General features: G+C 73.5%; 16 protein-coding genes. 7 read left to right on the top strand and 9 right to left on the bottom strand.

Annotated elements, in window-relative coordinates; translation table 11 throughout:
• Window positions 1-39: 39 nt before the first annotated feature.
• Both CP982_RS09190 and CP982_RS09195 read right to left on the bottom strand, forming a co-directional pair.
• On the bottom strand, window positions 40-2,259 hold the full coding sequence (locus CP982_RS09190) for an NADP-dependent isocitrate dehydrogenase (protein WP_150510058.1): 2,220 nt from the start codon (window positions 2,257-2,259) through the stop codon (window positions 40-42).
• Window positions 2,260-2,388: 129 nt separating this feature from the next.
• Complete coding sequence (locus CP982_RS09195; protein WP_229879024.1) at window positions 2,389-2,802, bottom strand: MerR family transcriptional regulator; 414 nt, start codon at window positions 2,800-2,802, stop codon at window positions 2,389-2,391.
• A gap of 61 nt (window positions 2,803-2,863) precedes the next feature.
• On the opposite strand from CP982_RS09195, the gene CP982_RS09200 reads away from it, so the two are divergent.
• On the top strand, window positions 2,864-3,829 hold the full coding sequence (locus tag CP982_RS09200) for an oxidoreductase (protein WP_150510060.1): 966 nt from the start codon (window positions 2,864-2,866) through the stop codon (window positions 3,827-3,829).
• A gap of 22 nt (window positions 3,830-3,851) precedes the next feature.
• On the opposite strand, the gene CP982_RS09205 is transcribed toward CP982_RS09200, so the two are convergent.
• Window positions 3,852-5,399 carry an alpha/beta hydrolase gene (locus CP982_RS09205; RefSeq protein ID WP_150510061.1) on the bottom strand — a complete coding sequence of 516 codons (1,548 nt, stop codon included), beginning with the start codon at window positions 5,397-5,399 and terminating at the stop codon, window positions 3,852-3,854.
• A gap of 265 nt (window positions 5,400-5,664) precedes the next feature.
• Here CP982_RS09205 and CP982_RS09210 point away from each other — a divergent pair, with 265 nt between their 5' ends.
• Both CP982_RS09210 and CP982_RS09215 read left to right on the top strand, forming a co-directional pair.
• Window positions 5,665-6,654, top strand: a complete 990-nt coding sequence (locus CP982_RS09210) for an aldo/keto reductase (protein ID WP_150510062.1) — start codon at window positions 5,665-5,667, stop codon at window positions 6,652-6,654.
• Window positions 6,655-6,697: 43 nt separating this feature from the next.
• On the top strand, window positions 6,698-7,192 hold the full coding sequence (locus CP982_RS09215) for a DUF6314 family protein (RefSeq protein ID WP_150510063.1): 495 nt from the start codon (window positions 6,698-6,700) through the stop codon (window positions 7,190-7,192).
• On the opposite strand, the gene CP982_RS09220 is transcribed toward CP982_RS09215, so the two are convergent.
• Both CP982_RS09220 and CP982_RS09225 read right to left on the bottom strand, forming a co-directional pair.
• Window positions 7,143-7,583 (bottom strand): GNAT family N-acetyltransferase, encoded by a 441-nt coding sequence (locus CP982_RS09220; protein ID WP_150510064.1) that lies wholly within the window; start codon window positions 7,581-7,583, stop codon window positions 7,143-7,145. The genes CP982_RS09215 and CP982_RS09220 overlap by 50 nt on opposite strands.
• Complete coding sequence (locus CP982_RS09225) at window positions 7,580-9,016, bottom strand: aminotransferase-like domain-containing protein (protein ID WP_150510065.1); 1,437 nt, start codon at window positions 9,014-9,016, stop codon at window positions 7,580-7,582. Before CP982_RS09225 ends, CP982_RS09220 begins: the two co-directional genes overlap by 4 nt.
• On the opposite strand from CP982_RS09225, the gene CP982_RS09230 reads away from it, so the two are divergent.
• Together CP982_RS09230 and CP982_RS09235 are read left to right on the top strand one after the other, a co-directional pair.
• Window positions 9,015-9,944 carry a DMT family transporter gene (locus CP982_RS09230; RefSeq protein WP_150510066.1) on the top strand — a complete coding sequence of 310 codons (930 nt, stop codon included), beginning with the start codon at window positions 9,015-9,017 and terminating at the stop codon, window positions 9,942-9,944. The genes CP982_RS09225 and CP982_RS09230 overlap by 2 nt on opposite strands.
• Before the next feature lie 80 nt (window positions 9,945-10,024).
• On the top strand, window positions 10,025-10,219 hold the full coding sequence (locus CP982_RS09235; protein ID WP_150510067.1) for a DUF1918 domain-containing protein: 195 nt from the start codon (window positions 10,025-10,027) through the stop codon (window positions 10,217-10,219).
• Window positions 10,220-10,240: 21 nt separating this feature from the next.
• Here CP982_RS09235 and CP982_RS09240 read toward each other — a convergent pair whose 3' ends face one another.
• Entirely contained in the window at window positions 10,241-11,464 is a 1,224-nt protein-coding gene (locus CP982_RS09240; RefSeq protein ID WP_150510068.1) for a glycoside hydrolase family 10-like protein, read from the bottom strand.
• Between the two features lie 184 nt (window positions 11,465-11,648).
• On the opposite strand from CP982_RS09240, the gene CP982_RS09245 reads away from it, so the two are divergent.
• Window positions 11,649-12,509, top strand: a complete 861-nt coding sequence (locus CP982_RS09245; protein WP_144002463.1) for a 3-hydroxybutyryl-CoA dehydrogenase — start codon at window positions 11,649-11,651, stop codon at window positions 12,507-12,509.
• 260 nt (window positions 12,510-12,769) lie between these two features.
• Window positions 12,770-13,027: a hypothetical protein gene (locus tag CP982_RS09250; RefSeq protein WP_150510069.1), complete on the top strand. Its 258-nt coding sequence runs from the start codon at window positions 12,770-12,772 to the stop codon at window positions 13,025-13,027.
• 21 nt (window positions 13,028-13,048) lie between these two features.
• Here the strand turns inward: CP982_RS09250 and CP982_RS09255 are convergent, their stop codons facing one another.
• The 3 genes from CP982_RS09255 to CP982_RS09265 form a co-directional block, all read right to left on the bottom strand.
• Window positions 13,049-13,591, bottom strand: coding sequence for an NUDIX hydrolase (locus CP982_RS09255; RefSeq protein ID WP_030680876.1), 543 nt, complete (start codon window positions 13,589-13,591; stop codon window positions 13,049-13,051).
• Window positions 13,592-13,755: 164 nt separating this feature from the next.
• Window positions 13,756-15,105 carry an NsdA family TPR-like regulatory protein gene (locus CP982_RS09260; RefSeq protein WP_150510070.1) on the bottom strand — a complete coding sequence of 450 codons (1,350 nt, stop codon included), beginning with the start codon at window positions 15,103-15,105 and terminating at the stop codon, window positions 13,756-13,758.
• A gap of 270 nt (window positions 15,106-15,375) precedes the next feature.
• Window positions 15,376-16,533: a PP2C family protein-serine/threonine phosphatase gene (locus CP982_RS09265; protein ID WP_150510071.1), complete on the bottom strand. Its 1,158-nt coding sequence runs from the start codon at window positions 16,531-16,533 to the stop codon at window positions 15,376-15,378.
• Window positions 16,534-16,713: the final 180 nt, after the last annotated feature.

The following is a 16,713-nucleotide window of genomic DNA, read 5'->3' on the forward strand; positions in this document are numbered from 1 at the left end:
CGGTGCGCCTGCCTCATGGCACCTGGCGGGCGGGCGCCGTTACGCGAGCGACGCGATGGCCTCGTTGAACGTGGCCGACGGGCGCATGGCGGCCGCCGCCTTGGTGACGTCGGGCTTGTAGTACCCACCGATGTCGACCGGGGAACCCTGGACGGCGACGAGCTCGTCCACGATCTTCCGCTCCTGCTCGGTCAGCGTCTTGGCGAGCGGACCGAAGGCCTCGGCGAGCTGGGCGTCGTCGGTCTGCTTGGCCAGCTCCTGGGCCCAGTACAGGGACAGGTAGAAGTGGCTGCCGCGGTTGTCGATGCCGCCCAGCTTGCGGCTCGGCGACTTGTTCTCGTTCAGGAACGAGGCCGTGGCGCGGTCCAGGGTGTCCGCGAGGACCTGGGCGCGGGCGTTGCCCGTGGTCTGCGCCAGGTGCTCGAAGGAGACCGCGAGCGCGAGGAACTCGCCGAGGCTGTCCCAGCGCAGGTAGTTCTCCTTGACCAGCTGCTGGACGTGCTTCGGGGCGGAGCCGCCGGCGCCGGTCTCGAACAGGCCGCCGCCGTTCATCAGCGGGACGACCGAGAGCATCTTGGCGCTGGTGCCGAGCTCCAGGATCGGGAACAGGTCGGTCAGGTAGTCGCGCAGCACGTTGCCGGTGACGGAGATGGTGTTCTCGCCGCGGCGGATGCGCTCCACGGAGAACTTGATCGCGTCGACCGGAGCCAGGATCTTGATGTCCAGGCCCTCGGTGTCGTGCTCCGGCAGGTACTGCTCGACCTTGGCGATGAGCTGCGCGTCGTGGGCGCGGCCCTCGTCCAGCCAGAAGACGGCCGGGTCGCCGGTGGCGCGGGCGCGGGTGACGGCGAGCTTCACCCAGTCCTTGATCGGGGCGTCCTTGGTCTGGCAGGCGCGGAAGATGTCACCGGCGGCGACGGCCTGCTCGATGACCACGTTGCCCTGCTGGTCGACCAGGCGGACGGTGCCCGCGGCCGCGACCTCGAAGGTCTTGTCGTGGGAGCCGTACTCCTCGGCCTTCTGGGCCATCAGGCCGACGTTCGGCACCGTGCCCATGGTGGCCGGGTCGTAGGCGCCGTTGGCGCGGCAGTCGTCGATGACGACCTGGTAAATGCCCGCGTACGAGCTGTCGGGCAGCACCGCGAGGGTGTCGGCCTCCTGGCCGTCCGGGCCCCACATGTGGCCGGAGGTGCGGATCATCGCCGGCATCGAGGCGTCGACGATGACGTCGCTCGGCACGTGCAGGTTGGTGATGCCGCGGTCGGAGTCGACCATCGCGAGCTCGGGGCCCGCGGCCAGCTCGGCGTCGAAGGACGCCTTGATCTCGGCGCCGTTCGGCAGGGCCTCCAGGCCCTTGTAGATGCCGCCGAGGCCGTCGTTCGGGGTCAGGCCCGCGCCCGCGAGGACGTCGCCGTACTTCTCGAAGGTCTGCGGGAAGAAGGCGCGCACGACGTGGCCGAAGATGATCGGGTCCGAGACCTTCATCATCGTGGCCTTCAGGTGCACGGAGAACAGCACGCCCTCGGCCTTGGCGCGGGCGATCTGCGCGGTGAGGAACTCGCGCAGCGCGGCGACGTGCAGCACGGAGGCGTCCACGACCTCGCCCGCGAGCACCGGTACCGACTCGCGCAGCACGGTGGTGGTGCCGTCCGCGGCGGCCAGCTCGATGCGCAGCACGCCGTCCTCGGCGACGACGGCGGACTTCTCGGTGGAGCGGAAGTCGTTCTCACCCATGGTGGCGACGTTCGTCTTGGAGTCGGCCGACCAGGCGCCCATGCGGTGCGGGTGCGTCTTGGCGTAGTTCTTGACCGACGCGGGGGCGCGGCGGTCGGAGTTGCCCTCGCGCAGGACCGGGTTGACGGCCGAGCCCTTGACCTTGTCGTAGCGGGCGCGGATGTCGCGCTCCTCGTCGGTCTTGGGGTCGTCCGGGTAGTCCGGCAGCGCGTAGCCCTGCTCCTGCAGCTCGGCCACGGCGGCCTTCAGCTGCGGGATCGACGCCGAGATGTTCGGCAGCTTGATGATGTTGGCCTGCGGCGTCTTGGCCAGCTCGCCGAGCTCGGCCAGCGCGTCCTCGATGCGCTGGCTCGGCTCCAGGCGCTCCGGGAAGCTCGCGATGATCCGGCCCGCCAGGGAGATGTCACGGGTCTCGACGCGGACACCGGCCGTCGAGGCGTACGCCTGGATCACGGGCAGGAAGGAATGCGTCGCGAGGGCGGGGGCCTCGTCAGTGTGTGTGTAGATGATGGTCGAGTCAGTCACCGGGTGCTCCGCTCCACGTCTGCAACATTGCTCGACATCAAGATATCTCGTGGGCGGGGTGGTCCTGACAGGGCCCTGGCCAAGGCCGTACGAAAATCGCCGGGCGCCCGTGCGGGCAGGCGGGCGGCGTCACGGCCCCGGGGCCCAGACGCCCGTCGCCGTGCCCTCGCGCACATGGCGTTCGTACGCCACGACCTTGCCGTGGATGATCTCCAGGCTCGCGCCGAGCTCGGCCAGCTTCGCGCGGACGGCGCGTTCGTGCTCCTGGAGCAGCGCGAGCCGCTCCGGTTCGTTGCCCGGGCCCGAGCGGACGAGGCCGGCGAAGCGCTTGAGCGTCGCGATCGGCATGCCGGACTCGCGCAGCCGGTTGCAGAGCAGGAGCCACTCCACGTCGGCGGGCTCGTACACGCGCCGCCCGCCGCCGGTGCGCGGTACCGGCCGCAGGAACAGCTCCTCGCGCTCGAAGAACCGCAGCGCGTGCACGCTGAGCCCGGTCTCCCGCGCGACCTGCCCGATGGACTTGCCCTCGGCCCGCTGTGCCACCTTCGCCTCCGCGCGTGCTCGGCTTGATCTAGATCGCAGTCTAGGTTCTAGCGTTCCGGCCATGACGACCAAGACAGCTGAGCAGCGCGGAACCGGTTCCGGACACGGCGCGTGGAGCACCGCCGACGACGTGCTGGAGGGCGTGTCCCTCAAGGGCAGGACCGCGCTCGTCACCGGCGGCCACTCGGGACTCGGCCTGGAGACGACCCGGGCGCTCGTCCGCGCCGGTGCCCGCGTGCTCGTCCCGGCGCGCAGGCCCGAGGCGGCCGCGACGGCCCTCGGCGGCCTTCCCGGCACGGAGGTGGCCGCCCTGGACCTCGCCGACCTCGACAGCGTGCGCGCCTTCGCCGACCGCGTCCTGGACACGGGCCGCGCCCTCGACCTGCTGATCGCGGGCGCGGGCGTCATGGCCTGCCCCGAGACCCGGGTCGGGCCCGGCTGGGAGGCGCACTTCGCCGTCAACCACCTGGGTCACTACGCCCTGGTCAACCGCCTCGCCCCGGCGCTGAGCCCGGGGCGGGCCCGGGTGGTGGCGGTGGCCTCTTCGGGGCACTTCCTCTCGGACATCCGCTGGGCCGACCCGCACTTCCACCGAGGCTACGACCGCTGGCTCGCGTACGCGCAGTCGAAGACCGCCAACGCGCTGTTCGCCCTGCACCTGGACCGGCTCGCCGGGAGCGGGGGGCCGCGCGCCTTCGCCGTGCACCCGGGCAGCGTCCTCACCCCGCTGCAGCGGCACGTGCCGCGCGAGGAGCAGCTCGCCCTGGGCTGGGTCGGGGCGGACGGCACCCCGGCCGAGGGCTTCAAGTCCCCGGCGCAGGGCGCGGCGACGGCCGTGTGGGCCGCCACCTCGCCCCTGCTCGCGGACCGCGGCGGCGCCTACTGCCAGGACTGCGACGTCGCCGGGCCCGCCACCACCGACGACATGCTCGTCGGCGGCGTCAAGCCGTGGGTCAGGGACCCCGGGTCGGCGGCCCGGCTGTGGGAGCTCTCCGCCGAGCTCACCGGCGTGGACCACTTCGCATAGCCGACGCCGGCCTCCCGGCGGTTCACGCCGTCGGGCAGGTGACGTCCTCGCGGGGCAGGTCGCCCCCGCCGAGGTAGGCGTTCACGGCCCGGTCGGCGCACGGCACCGGGTCGAGTCCTTCGGCCTCGCGGCCGTAGACGCCGTGCCCGCGGAGGTCCACCGTGACCATGCGGGAGCCGCGCAGCGCCCGGTGCATGGCGAGCGCGTCGCGGTACCGGGTGTGGTCGCGCTTCGCCTGGAGGAGCAGCACGGGCACGTCGTTGCCGATGGTGACGGCGGGCTCGCGCGGCGCCGGGAAGTAGGGGCAGGGCGCCGTCACGCCGTTCACGAACGGTCCGAAGACGGGCTCGGTGGCGCGGCTGCGCAAGCTGTTCCGCCAGTACGTCTCCGGGGCGCCGGGCCAGCCCCCGGCAGGCCAGCCGCCGTCGCCGCACATGAAGATCATGCCGCCGAGCATGCCGTCCGCGAGCTCGGGCGACTTCAACAGCTCGATCATGCGGGCGAGTTCGGGCCCCGGCTCGGCGGTCCCGCCGTGGGCGGCCGCGACCAGGTCGCGGACGACGGCGGCCGCCGTCGGGTCGTTCTCGGCCTGGACGAGGGGCTGCTTGAGGATCATCCGCAGCAGCGGCGCGTTCAGGCGCAGCCCGTCGACGCGCAAGGGCCGCCGCTCGGCGCGGGCGAGCAGCGACTCCACCTGCCGCCGGACCGCGGCGGCCGTACGGCCCAGGTGGTAGGGGGAGTCGCGGCGGGCCGTCCACGCCGCCCACTCGTCCAGGGCGGCCTCGGCGGGCCCGCCGGAGCGCTGGAACTGCTCGTACTGCGTGGCGGCCGGGTCGGTGACGGAGTCGACGACGAAGCGGTCCACGCGGTCCGGGAACATCTGCGTGTAGGCGGCGCCCAGGTCGGCGCCGTACGACACGCCGTAGTACGAGAGGCGGCGTTCGCCGAGGGCCGCGCGGATCACGTCCATGTCGCGGGCGACGTTGCGCGACGAGGCGTGCGGAAGGAGCCGGGCATTGTCGCCGCGGGCGTGGCAGCGGCGGGCGTCCTCGCGGGCGGCCGCCAGGCTCTCCTCGAAGTCCCTGCGCGGTGTGGTGGTCGGCCCCGGCTCGGCGGGCTCGCGGGCCGGATCGCAGGTCAGCGGGGTGCTCTCGCCGAGGAAGCGCGGGTCGAAGCCGATCAGGTCGTAGGCGCGCGCCACGTCCTTCAGGGCCGGGCGCAGGGCGAGCGTGGAGGCGAGGCCGAGGCCGCCGGGCCCGCCGGGGTTGGAGAGCAGGACGCCGCGCCGCTCCCCCGCCGGGGCCTCGGCCTCGATCCGGGAGACCGCGATCGTGAGGGTGCGGCCTTCGGGTTCGGCGTAGTCGAGCGGCACGGTGACGTCGGCGCACCGGGCGCCCGCCGCCCGCAGCTCCTTCTGACCGGGCGAGCAGGCGCCCCAGGTCAGGTGCTGGTTCCGGTACGCGGCCAGGGCCCCGCCCGCCGGGTCCGGCGGCTGGGCCGTGGCGGGCACGCCGCCCGCGAGCAGGGCGGCGAGCCCGAGGCCCGCCGCGGTGAAGGTGACGGCACGCATGACGCTCCGGGATGGGGTGGACGGGAGGTGCAGGACGGTCCGCGAACCCCGCTCACGCTACGAACACGCGCGCCGGACGGCCATCCGGCCAGCCGCCACTCCGGCCCTGGGGCCACCCGGAGCCGCCGCACTGGTGCGGGCCCCCGCTCCGGCCCCGCCCCGGTCCCGCGCTTGCGTTGGAGCGCGCTCCAACTCCTACGGTCACGGACGTGATCACCGCACCGCGGGGATCCGCGCAGACCACCGCACCACCTGGAGGTACGACATGACCGGCCTGCCCACCCGCGAGCTCGGCGCCCTGACGGTCTCGGCGCAGGGACTCGGCTGCATGGGGATGAGCCACGGCTACGGCGCGTCGGACGACGCGCAGTCGACCGCCACGATCCACCGCGCCCTCGACCTCGGCGTCACCCTGTTCGACACCGCCGACTTCTACGGCGCCGGGCACAACGAGGAGTTGCTGGGCCGCGCCCTGTCCGGCGGGCGCCGCGAGCGGGCCGTCATCGCCACGAAGTTCGGCTTCGCGAACCGGCTCGGCGAGCCCCCGCTGATCCGCGGCGACGCCGCGTACGTGCGCCAGGCGTGCGACGCCTCGCTCGCGCGGCTCGGCGTCGACCACATCGACCTGTACTACCTGCACCGCGTCGACCCGAGCGTGCCGATCGAGGAGACCGTCGGCGCGATGGCCGACCTGGTCGCGGCGGGCAAGGTCCGCCACCTCGGTCTTTCCGAGGCGAGCGCGCGGACGGTACGGCGCGCGCACGCCGTGCACCCGATCGCGGCGCTGCAGAGCGAGTGGTCGCTGTGGACCCGCGACCTGGAGGCGGAGACCGCGCCGGTGTGCCGGGAGCTGGGCATCGGTCTGGTGCCGTTCTCACCGCTCGGCCGCGGCTTCCTGACCGGCCGGGTCACCTCCGTCGAGGGCCTGGAGGCGAACGACGTGCGCCGGACCCAGCCGCGCTTCGCCGACGGCAATCTGGAGCGCAACCTCGCCGTCGTCGACACCCTCCGCGTGCTCGCCGCCGAGAAGGGCGTCACGGCGGGCCAGCTCGCCCTGGCCTGGGTGCAGCACCGCGGCGACGACGTGGTGCCGATCCCGGGCACGCGCCGCGAGACGTATCTGCGGGAGAACCTCGCCGCCGCCACCGTCGAGCTGTCCGCCGACGACCTCGCCGCGATCGACGCGGCGGCGCCCGCGGACGGCATCGCGGGGACCCGGTACGACGAGGTCAGCCTCGCCGTCGTCGACCGGTAGACCGGCGGGACGGGGCCCGGCGCGGGCCGCGTACGCTGCCGGTATGTCCTTTCCCGTGCCCGACGCGCTCGCCCACCTCGCCGGCGAGTGGCGGGTGGAGCGGACCGTACGGGACTTCGCCGCGGGCGCGGACGGGCCCGCGGAGGGCAGCTTCAGCGGCACCACCCGGTTCACCCCACTGCCGGGCGGCGGTCTGCTGCACCACGAGTCCGGCACGTTCACCTGGCGGGGCACCCCGCGCCCCGCCGAGCGGACCCTGCGCTTCCTGCCGGGCGAGCCCGCGGGCACCGTGCTCGTGCGCTTCGCCGACGGGCGCTTCTTCCACGGCCTGGATCTGCGCACCGGCCGCCACACGGCCGACCACCCGTGCGCGGCGGACCTCTACCGGGGCGACTTCGTCGTGGACGACGCGGACTCCTGGCGCACGCGCTGGCGCGTCCGGGGCCCGGCCAAGGACCTGCTCCTGACGACGCGCTACGCCCGCGTGGTCACTGCTCGCCGAGCACCATCCACATGTCCGGGTTCTGCAGGCCCTTGAAGCCGATCTTCTCGTAGACGCCGTGGGCGTCCCCGGTCGCGAGCAGGATCCTGCGCAGCCCGTGGGCCGCCAGGTGATCGCGTATGCCCGCGGCGAGGGCGGTGCCCAGGCCGGTGCCGCGCACCGAGCGGTCCACGTAGACGTCGCAGAGCCAGGCGAAGGTGGCCCGGTCGGTCACCACGCGCGCGTACGCCACCTGGTCGCCCGACGCGGTCTCGTACACGCCGAAGTTGAGGGAGCCCGCGATCGCGGCGTCCTGCTTGGCGCGGGGGCGGCCGAGGGCCCAGTAGGCGTCGGTGGACAGCCAGTGGTGGACGCGGCCTGCGTCGATGCGGGCGGGGTCGGTGGACAGCTCGTACCCGTCGGGCAGCGCGTGGTTCGTGTCGGTCATGCCGTCACCTCATCACAGGCCACTGACAGCCGCCGGACGCCTTCGGCGATCTCCGCCGTGCCCGCGAGCGCGGCGAAGCCGATGCGGATGTGCCCTGCCGGGGGCTCCGCAGCGAAGTACGGGCGGCCGGGGGCGACCGCGACCCCGGCGCGCAACGCGGCCGCCGCCAGGGCGAGTTCGTCGGTGCCGTCGGGAAGGCGCAGCCACAGGTGGTAGCCGCCCGCGGGGACGTGCGGCAGGGCGAGCGCGGGCAGGCGCAGCCGCAGCGCGGCCACCAGCGCGTCCCTGCGCTCCTTCAACTCCCCCGCCACGGAGCGCAGATGGCGGGGCCAGGCCGGGGAGCCGACGAGTTCGAGCGCGGCCTCCTGGAGGGGCCTGGGCACGAAGAAGTGGTCGACGACCTGGATGGTGCGCAGCCGTTCCAGGACGGGCCCGCGCGCGACGAGGGCGCTGACCCGGAAGCTCGGCGAGGTGGCCTTGGTGAGCGAGCACACGTGCACGACCACGCCGTCCCGGTCATCGGACGCCAGGGGCCTCGGCAGCGGCCCCGCGTCCTCGTGGACGAGGCGGCGCACGAAGTCGTCCTCGACGACGAACGCCCCGGCGGCGCGGGCGATGCGCAGCACCTCGGGGCGGCGCTCGGCGGACAGCACGGCGCCGGTGGGGTTCTGGAACAGCGGCTGGCAGACGAACACGCGCGCCCCGGTCGCCTCGAACGCGGCGGCGAGCAGCTCGGGGCGCACCCCGTCGGTGTCCACCGGCACCGGCACCGGGCGCAGCCCGGCGGCCCGCGCGATGGCGAGCAGACCGGGGTACGTGGGCGATTCGATGAGCACCGGCGCGCCGGGCGGGGCGAGCGCCCGCAGCGCGGTCGTCAGGGCGCTCTGCCCGCCCGCGGTGATCAGGACCTCGGCCGCGGTGATCGCGCCGCCGATGCCGCGCGCGAACCACTCGCGCAGCTCGGGCAGGCCGTCGACCGGGGGCCGCTCCCAGGCGCCGGGCCGCCGCCCGGCCCGCGCGAGGGCGGCGGCCATCGCGCGCTCGGGCTGGAGCGAGGGGTGCAGATAGCCGCCGTTGAACTCGATGACGCCCGGGCCCGGCGCGGCGAGCGTGGCGAGCACCCCGGAGGCGTCCACCGAGCGCGGCACCACGTCGGCGGTGGCGTCGGCGCTCAGGGACACCTCCTGCCACGAGGTGTCACCCACCGGGACGGCGGTGCCCGGCGCGTGCGCGCGGAAGGCACCGGCGCCGGGCCGGGTGACGACCAGGCCCTCCGCGGCGAGCTGTGCGAGGGCGCGCGACACGGTCACCGGGCTCACCCGGAACCGCTCGACCAGGGCCCGGCTGGAGGGCAGCTTTCCACCTGGAGAGTAGCGGTCCAGCTCATTTCGCAGCTGATACGCCAACTCACCCACACTGCTACGCTGTTGCATGAGAGCACAGGATAGCGCTACTGAACAGCGGCGGATAGCGGTCCCGCGAGTCCCCCAGGCCGTCCCCTCCTCCCGCCGCGTCGGCACCCTCCAGGCCGCCCTCGGCGTCACCGCGTTCTCGCTCACGTTCCCCGCCACCGCCTGGGGCCTCGAAGGCATCGGCCCCTGGAGCTTCGTCGCCCTGCGCTGCGTGCTGAGCGCCCTCGTCGCGGGCGGCTGTCTGCTGGCGCTGCGCGTGCCGCCGCCCCGGCGCGCCGACTGGCCGGGGCTCGCCGTCGTCGCGGGCGGCACGGTGGTGGGTTTCCCCCTGCTCACGACGCTCGCCCTGCAGACGTCGAGCACCGCGCACGCGGCCGTCGTCGTCGGTCTGCTGCCGCTGACGACGGCCGTGTTCTCCGTACTGCGCACCGGCGCCAGGCCCTCGCGCGCCTTCTGGGCGGCGGCGCTCGCGGGCGCCGCCGCCGTGGTCGCGTTCACGGTCCAGCAGAGCGGCGGCGCGCTGACGACCGCCGACCTCTATCTGTTCGGCGCGCTCGTGGTGTGCGCCGCCGGCTACACCGAGGGCGGCCGCCTCGCCCGGCACATGCCCGGCTGGCAGGTCATCGGCTGGGCCCTCGTCCCGTGCCTGCCGCTCGGCGTCCTCTGGGCGGCGCTCGCCCTGCCGCACGAGGCGTTCCGGCTCACCGGGCACAGCACGGCGGGCCTGCTGTACTCGGCGATCGGCTCGCAGTTCCTCGGCCTGCTGGTCTGGTACCGGGGCATGGCCGCGATCGGCATCCCCAAGGCCAGCCAGCTCCAGCTCGCCCAGCCGCTGCTCACCCTGGTCTGGTCGGTGTTCCTGCTCGGCGAGACGCTGACCCCCGCCGCGCCGCTCACGGCCGCCGCCGTCCTGGTGTGCATCGCCGCCACCCAACGCGCGCGCGGGTAGGCGCCAACCGAGGCCACCGGTCGTACACTGTCCGCCACGCACCGCCACCAACAGCGACGCGGACGAGGAGGTCACTCCCCATGCAAGCATCCGTGGGCGACCGGCTGCTGATCCACGGCAGGATCGTCGGACAGCACGACCGGACTGCGGAAGTCATCGAGGTCCTCGGAGCGAACGGCGGCCCGCCGTACCGCGTCCGGTTCGAGGACGGTCACGAGACAGTGATGTCCCCGGGCCCCGACACCGTCGTGCGCCCCTTCGCCACCAACGACTAGGCGCCGCCCCGGCCGCGGACGCTACGGTGCCGGGTACGTGTAGTGGTCGTCGACAACGCGCTGCATCGCGCCGATCCTGTCGGCGGCCACGTGCTTCGCCGAGTAGAACACGTGCCCGCGCACCCGCGGGAAGCCCTTCGCGTACGTGAGGTGGCGGGACAGCTCGGTCGGGTCCTGCCAGGGCGCGGGCTGCGCCGGGTCACCCGCCTTGTACAGCGCCTCGCCCACGTACAGGCGCACGCCCGTCCCCCGGGCCACCTCGTCCCACCAGGGCACCAGCTTCGCGTAGTCGGCGGCGGGCAGGCCGATGTGCCAGTAGAGCTGCGGACAGATGTAGTCCAGCCAGCGCTTGCGCACCCAGCCGCGGGTGTCCGCGTACAGGTCGTCGTAGGTCTGTACGCCCGCCCGCGTGTCCGATCCTGTCGGGTCGGTGGCCGCGTTGCGCCAGACCCCGAAGGGGCTGATCCCGAACTGCGTGCCCGGCCGGGTCTTCTTGATGCGGGTGCCCATCTCGCGCACGAGGCGGTCGATGTTGTCCCGCCGCCACGAGGCCCGGTCGGGGAAGGCGCCGCCGTAGCGCGCGAAGGCGTCGTCGTCGTCGAAGACCTGGCCCGCCACCGGGTACGGGTAGAAGTAGTCGTCCCAGTGCACGGCGTCCAGGCGGTAGCGGCGCACGGCGTCGAGCATGGCCTGCTGCACGAACCGTCTGACCTCGGGCAGACCGGGGTTGTAGAACAGCTTCCCGCCGTAGGGCACCACCCACTCGGGGTGCACGCGCGCGGGGTGGCCCGGCACGAGCCGGGAGGGATCGGCGTGCATGGCGATCCGGAACGGGTTGAACCAGGCGTGCAGCTCCAGGCCGCGGTAGTGCGCCTCGCGCACGGCGGTGCCCAGCGGGTCCCAGCCCGGGTCCTTGCCCTGCGTGCCCGTGAGGTACTCCGACCAGGGCTCGTAGGTCGACGGCCAGAACGCGTCGGCGGTCGGTCGCACCTGGAGGACCACCGCGTTGAGGCGGCGGCGCACGGCCTCGTCGAGGTGGGCGATCAGCTCCGCGCGCTGCTGGTCCGGCGACAGGCCCGGCTTGGAGGGCCAGTCGATGTTCACCACCGTCGCCACCCACATGCCCCGCATCTCGCGCCCCCGGTGTCTGGAGCCCGCACCCGCCGCCGCGTCCCCGCCTTTCGCGAGCCCCGCGGCCACCGATGCCGCCGCCACGGTGAAGGCCCGACGTGACATACGCCTCATGTTCCCGTCCCCTGATTCTCGAAATCCCCGGACAAGCCCTGGCCGTTCGGGGACAGCATGCCCGACCCGGGCGGCCGCGCACCGCGACGCGCGGAGTAACGTTCACCGGCGAGGCAGGGACCGGCATCACACGGGGGACCTGCCGCCCCTGTAGATGAGCGAAAGGCACGAGGTGACCGACTCTATGGCCGACATTGCGCGCGTCGGAGTGGTGGGCTGTGGCCAGATGGGCGCCGGGATCGCAGAGGTCTGCGCCCGCTCCGGCCTGGACGTGAAGGTCGCGGAGACCACCGGAGAGGCCCTGGAGATCGGCCGCACGCGGCTGTACAACTCCCTGTCCAAGGCGGCCGAGCGCGGCAAGCTCTCGGAGGAGGAGCGGGACGAGACGATCGCGCGGCTCAGCTTCACCACGGACCTCGGCGAATTCGCCGACCGCGACCTCGTCATCGAGGCCGTCGTGGAGAACGAGCAGGTCAAGACCGAGATCTTCCAGGTGCTCGACCAGGTGGTGACGCGCCAGGACGCGATCCTCGCCTCCAACACCTCCTCCATCCCGCTGGTGAAGCTGGCCGTGGCCACGTCGCGGCCCGACCAGGTCATCGGCATCCACTTCTTCAACCCCGCCCCCGTGCAGCAGCTCGTCGAGCTGATTCCGGCCCTGACCACGTCGGAGGGCACGCTCAGCCGGGCGCAGCTGTTCACGGAGAAGGTGCTCGGCAAGCACGCCATCCGCGCCCAGGACCGCTCCGGGTTCGTGGTGAACGCGCTCCTCATCCCGTATCTGCTCTCCGCGATCCGGATGTTCGAGTCGGGCATCGCCAGCCGCGAGGACATCGACAACGGCATGGAGATGGGCTGCGCCCACCCGATGGGCCCGCTCAAGCTGGCCGACCTCATCGGCCTCGACACGGTGGCGTCCGTCGCCGACTCCATGTACGCCGAGTACAAGGAGCCCCTGTACGCCGCTCCCCCGCTGCTCCAGCGCATGGTCGACGCGGGCCGTCTGGGCCGCAAGTCGGGTTCGGGCTTCTACACGTACGGCTGACGCGCGCGCGGCCGGGCACGCGCAGGGATATGGATGGGTGTGCTCCGGTAGCCGCTACGCTGTGTGGCTGAATTCAAGTCAGTTTCCGGCCAGTTCACGGGCCCGGCACTCGCCGAGTGCCGGGCCCGTGTCGTTCACACACCGTGTGCGCGACGGGCTCGCATATGCCCTGCGCACACTCTCCCGCCCCGACCACCAGGCGAGTTGACTTTCCGCTGCGCACAGGGGGGATGCGACCCACTACCGAGAGGAGCGGACTCGTGACCACCGACCCCGAGCGTCCCGTGGTCCCGGAAGAACTCGCAGAGTTACGTCGGAGCCTGGACGTGGGTCTCGCCCGCGTCGACGGACAGCTCGCGTTACTCACCCAGCGCGACGTACAGCACACCAAGGACCAGGACGACCTGTCCGTGCGGATCGCGGCCCTGGAACACACCCGCTGGCCACTGCCGGCCCTCGCCGCGCTCACCGCGGTCGGTGCGCTCGCCGTGGCGGTCTGGCAGGCCATCGGACACTGACCCAGGGCCGCGTCCGAGCGGTCAGCGCGCGTCCTCGCCGAGGCGCAGATGGTGCAGCAGGAGGAGCGCCGCCGCCATGTTGGCGGCCGGGACCTCACCGCGCGCCACCATGTCGGGAACGAGCTTGAGCGGCACCCACTCGCGTCGGTCCGACTCGAAGTCGTCCTCGGGGTGGCCGATGTAGGTCCCCTCGTCCGACCAGTAGATGTGGTGCCGGGCGTCCGTGAGCCCGTTGGACGGCTCGACGCTCATCAGGTGTCGCAAGGGTCCCGGCCGCCAGCCGGTCTCCTCCTCCATCTCACGCGCCGCCGCGCAGGCGATGTCCTCTCCGTCCTCCACCACCCCGGCCGCGAGCTCCCAGCCCCAGCTGTCGGTGATGAAGCGGTGCCGCCACAGGAGCAGCACCTCGTTGGCCTCGTTGACCACCGTGGCGATCGCCACCGGGCGGAGCCGTATCAGGAAGTGGTCGAGGTGCCGGCCGTTCGGCAGCTCGACATCTGCGAGATTGACGGTGAACCATCGGTTTCCATACACAGTCTGTTCGCTCTGCTTCGTCCACTGCACGGTTCTGCCACCTTCCGCCGAGTAGATGGCAATATCGCAGCAGGAGGGTGTGAGAGCACTCGGCGCACGGCGGAGCGACGTAGCACGTGTCAGGCGTCGTTCCGCACCCCTTCCGCCGGGGTCACGGCGTCACAGAGAACCGCGCCTCGCTGCGCCCCCGCTCCTCACAGCGGTACCCGCAGCGCTCCGTCGATCAGCTCGGCGGCCTCCGCCGTGCCCGCGCAGTCGCTGCGGACCAGGTACTCGCGCACCGCCCGCAGCCGGTCGCGCAGCCGCTGGGACTCCATCCCGCGCGCCTGCTCGGCCATCTCCACCGCCGTGGCCACCGCCTCGTCGGTGTTCCCCTGGCGCAGCTCGATCTGGCTGAGCATGGCGAGCCGGTGCACCCGGCCCCGGTCGTGCGCCGGGGTGTCCACCGCGGCGGCCGCGTGTTCGCGCGCCGCCGCGAGATCGCCGAGGCTGAGCAGCGCCTCCGCCACCTGTACGTTCACCAGGCCCGGCTGGACATAGCCCGTCTCGTCCGGCTCCCGGCCGCGCCGGATGCGGTCGGCGGCGACCTCGGCACGCCGGATGCACGACAGCGCGCTGCTGCCGTCGCCCAGGTGCGCGTACGCCTTGGCCTGCATCGCGTAGAGGTCGGAGGCGAGCGCGGGCGTGATGTCCCGGCCCGCGGCGCGCAGCGCGGCCTCCGCGAAGGCCACCGCCTGGCGGAACTCGCGCATGAACAGGGACTGGTTGACGAGCAGCGCGATCACATACGCGCCGAGCCCCCGGTCCCCGCTCGCCTTCGCCAGGCGCAGCGCCTGGTGGAAGTAGCGCTGGGCGAGACCGTGCGCGTCCGAGTCGTAGGCACAGATGCCCGCTATCGCCACCAGGCCGCCGGTCGCGCGGTGCAACTGGCGCCCCATCGCGTCGGTGTAGCTGCCGCGGAGCAGCGGCGCCGCCTCCGCGTTGAGGAAGCCGACGATGCGGCTGCGGGTCGCGATGCCGCCGGTCTTGCGGTACATCTGCTCGTAGTGCGCTCGGCCCGCGCGCAGCATCTCCAGGTCCGCCATGCTCACCGGGTGCCGGCCACCGCGCGAGACGTCGGTGTCCTCCGGCGGGTTCTCCCACTCCCACACCGGCATCACGGCGGGCGTCCCGGTCACCGCGGGCGCGCCGAGCAGATGCGGGCGCTGCTGCTCGTCCGACCGCCACAGCGCCGTCGCCCGCTCGACGAACCCGGAGAGCGTGGAGGCCATCGAGCCGCCGCGGACGGCCGGGCCGCCGGGCACGCCGAGGCCGATGTCGTCGAGCGTGACGGTGCGCTGCAGCCGCGCCGCGAGCACCTCGCAGATCAGGTCGGGCACCTGGCCGCGCGGGCGCTGGCCCTTCAACCAGCGGGCCACGGCGGTGTGTTCGTATCTCAGCGCGAGGCCGCGGGCCTTGCCCGCCTGGTTCACATGTGCGGCCAGGCCCGCGTGCGAGATGCCGGCTTCGTCGAGGATCGCGTCGAGCAGGGTGTTGGGCTGCATGAATGCCCTCCGGTGGCTCGGTCCGCCCAGCGTAGTGGAGCGCCCTTCACACGGGGTGTGAACGGAGTGCTCGCATCCGGGGGGTACGCGCTCTGCCGCACGGGGCACGCGGTCGGTTGACTGAGGGACCTCACCAGGAGGCGGCCGGGCCGTCGGCTCCCCCCTCACTCAGCGCGACGGCCCCTCGTCGGCGCCGTCCGTACGTCCGTCGTCTGCCCGGCAGTTCCACGACGGCGCGGACGGCGCGGGCCGCACCACACCGGGCGGTGTTCAGCTCATGGTGCGGGCGCACCGCCCGGTCTCCGTCTGCTGTCGGGGGACCCTCTTGCGGTCGTTGCGCAGGACGAGCAGCGCCGCGTCGTCGGACGGGAGGCGGCCGATGTGCCGCAGGAGCCTCGCGTACACGGCCTGGATCACCTGCTGCGGCGACACCGGCTGGGCCCTCGCGGCCTCGCCGAGCACGGCCTGCAGCGGGAAGAACCGCCCCGAGCCGTCGCGCGCGTCCGCCACCCCGTCCGTGTGCAGCACCAGGGCGTCGCCGGGCAGCAGCCTGCCGCAGTGCTGCACGGGGAGTTCGGCGGGCAGCGGGAAGGGGCCGAGCGGCGGCAGCGGTTCGCCGCCGGGCATCTCCTGGGCGCGGCCGCGCAGCCGGTACGGCCACGGATGGCCGCAGTTGAGCGCCCACACCTCGCCGTCCTGGCTGATCTCCACCAGGAGGACGGTCACGAACTCCTCGGCGACCGGGTTGTCCGGCGCCGCGGCGCCGCTCGCCGGATGCTCGGTGCGGGAGCGCTCCCGCAAGTGCCGGGCCAGGGCCCGCTCCAGGCGCCGCAGCACCTGCGGCAGTTCGGGCTCGTCGTGGGCGGCCTCGCGGAAGCTGCCGAGCACGGCGGCGACGGTGCCGATCGCGGCGAGGCCGTGGCCGCGCACGTCGCCCATGACGACGCGCACGCCGTGGTCGGTGGCCGCGACCTCGTACAGATCGCCGCCGACGGAGGCGCCGTGCGACGCGGAGAGGCGGCCCGCGGCCAGGGCGAGCCCTTCGATGCGCGGCGGCAGCGGCCGCAGCAGGACGTTCTGCGCGGCGCCCGCGACCTCGCGGATCTGCCGCAACTCCCGGATCAGCGCGTGCCGCACATGGAATATGAGCCCCGTGCCGACGGCGAAGAAGACGGCGCTGGTGACGATGCGCGCCCCCAGACCGTGCTGCTGCGCGAGCGGACAGGCCAGTTTGTACGTGATGGCGACGGCGCCCCACACCGCCGGCAGGCCGAGCGTGAGCACCCGCCGCAGCCCACGGCGGCACGGCCGCTCGAACGTCGCCGACGGACGCTCGTCGCATCCGTCCCCCGGCCCGCGGGCCCGCAGCCGCGGTCCGCGCCGGGTTCCCGCGCCGCGGCGGGGCGTACGAGGCTTGGTACGGATCATGCCGACGGCCCCCCTAAGGCCCCGGTTCAGCGTGCGGGCCGCGTACGGGACCGGCCCCTGCGGCCGGATTGATTCTGTCGACCGGGTGGCCGGATCGGGTCAGATCAACGGCAGTTGTCACTCAAACGAGTGAGCGGCACTCCGGCGGTGCCCCGACACGCCGGAGGGGGCGCATCCGCT

This window comes from Streptomyces spectabilis, from assembly GCF_008704795.1.
Lineage (GTDB): Bacteria > Actinomycetota > Actinomycetes > Streptomycetales > Streptomycetaceae > Streptomyces > Streptomyces spectabilis.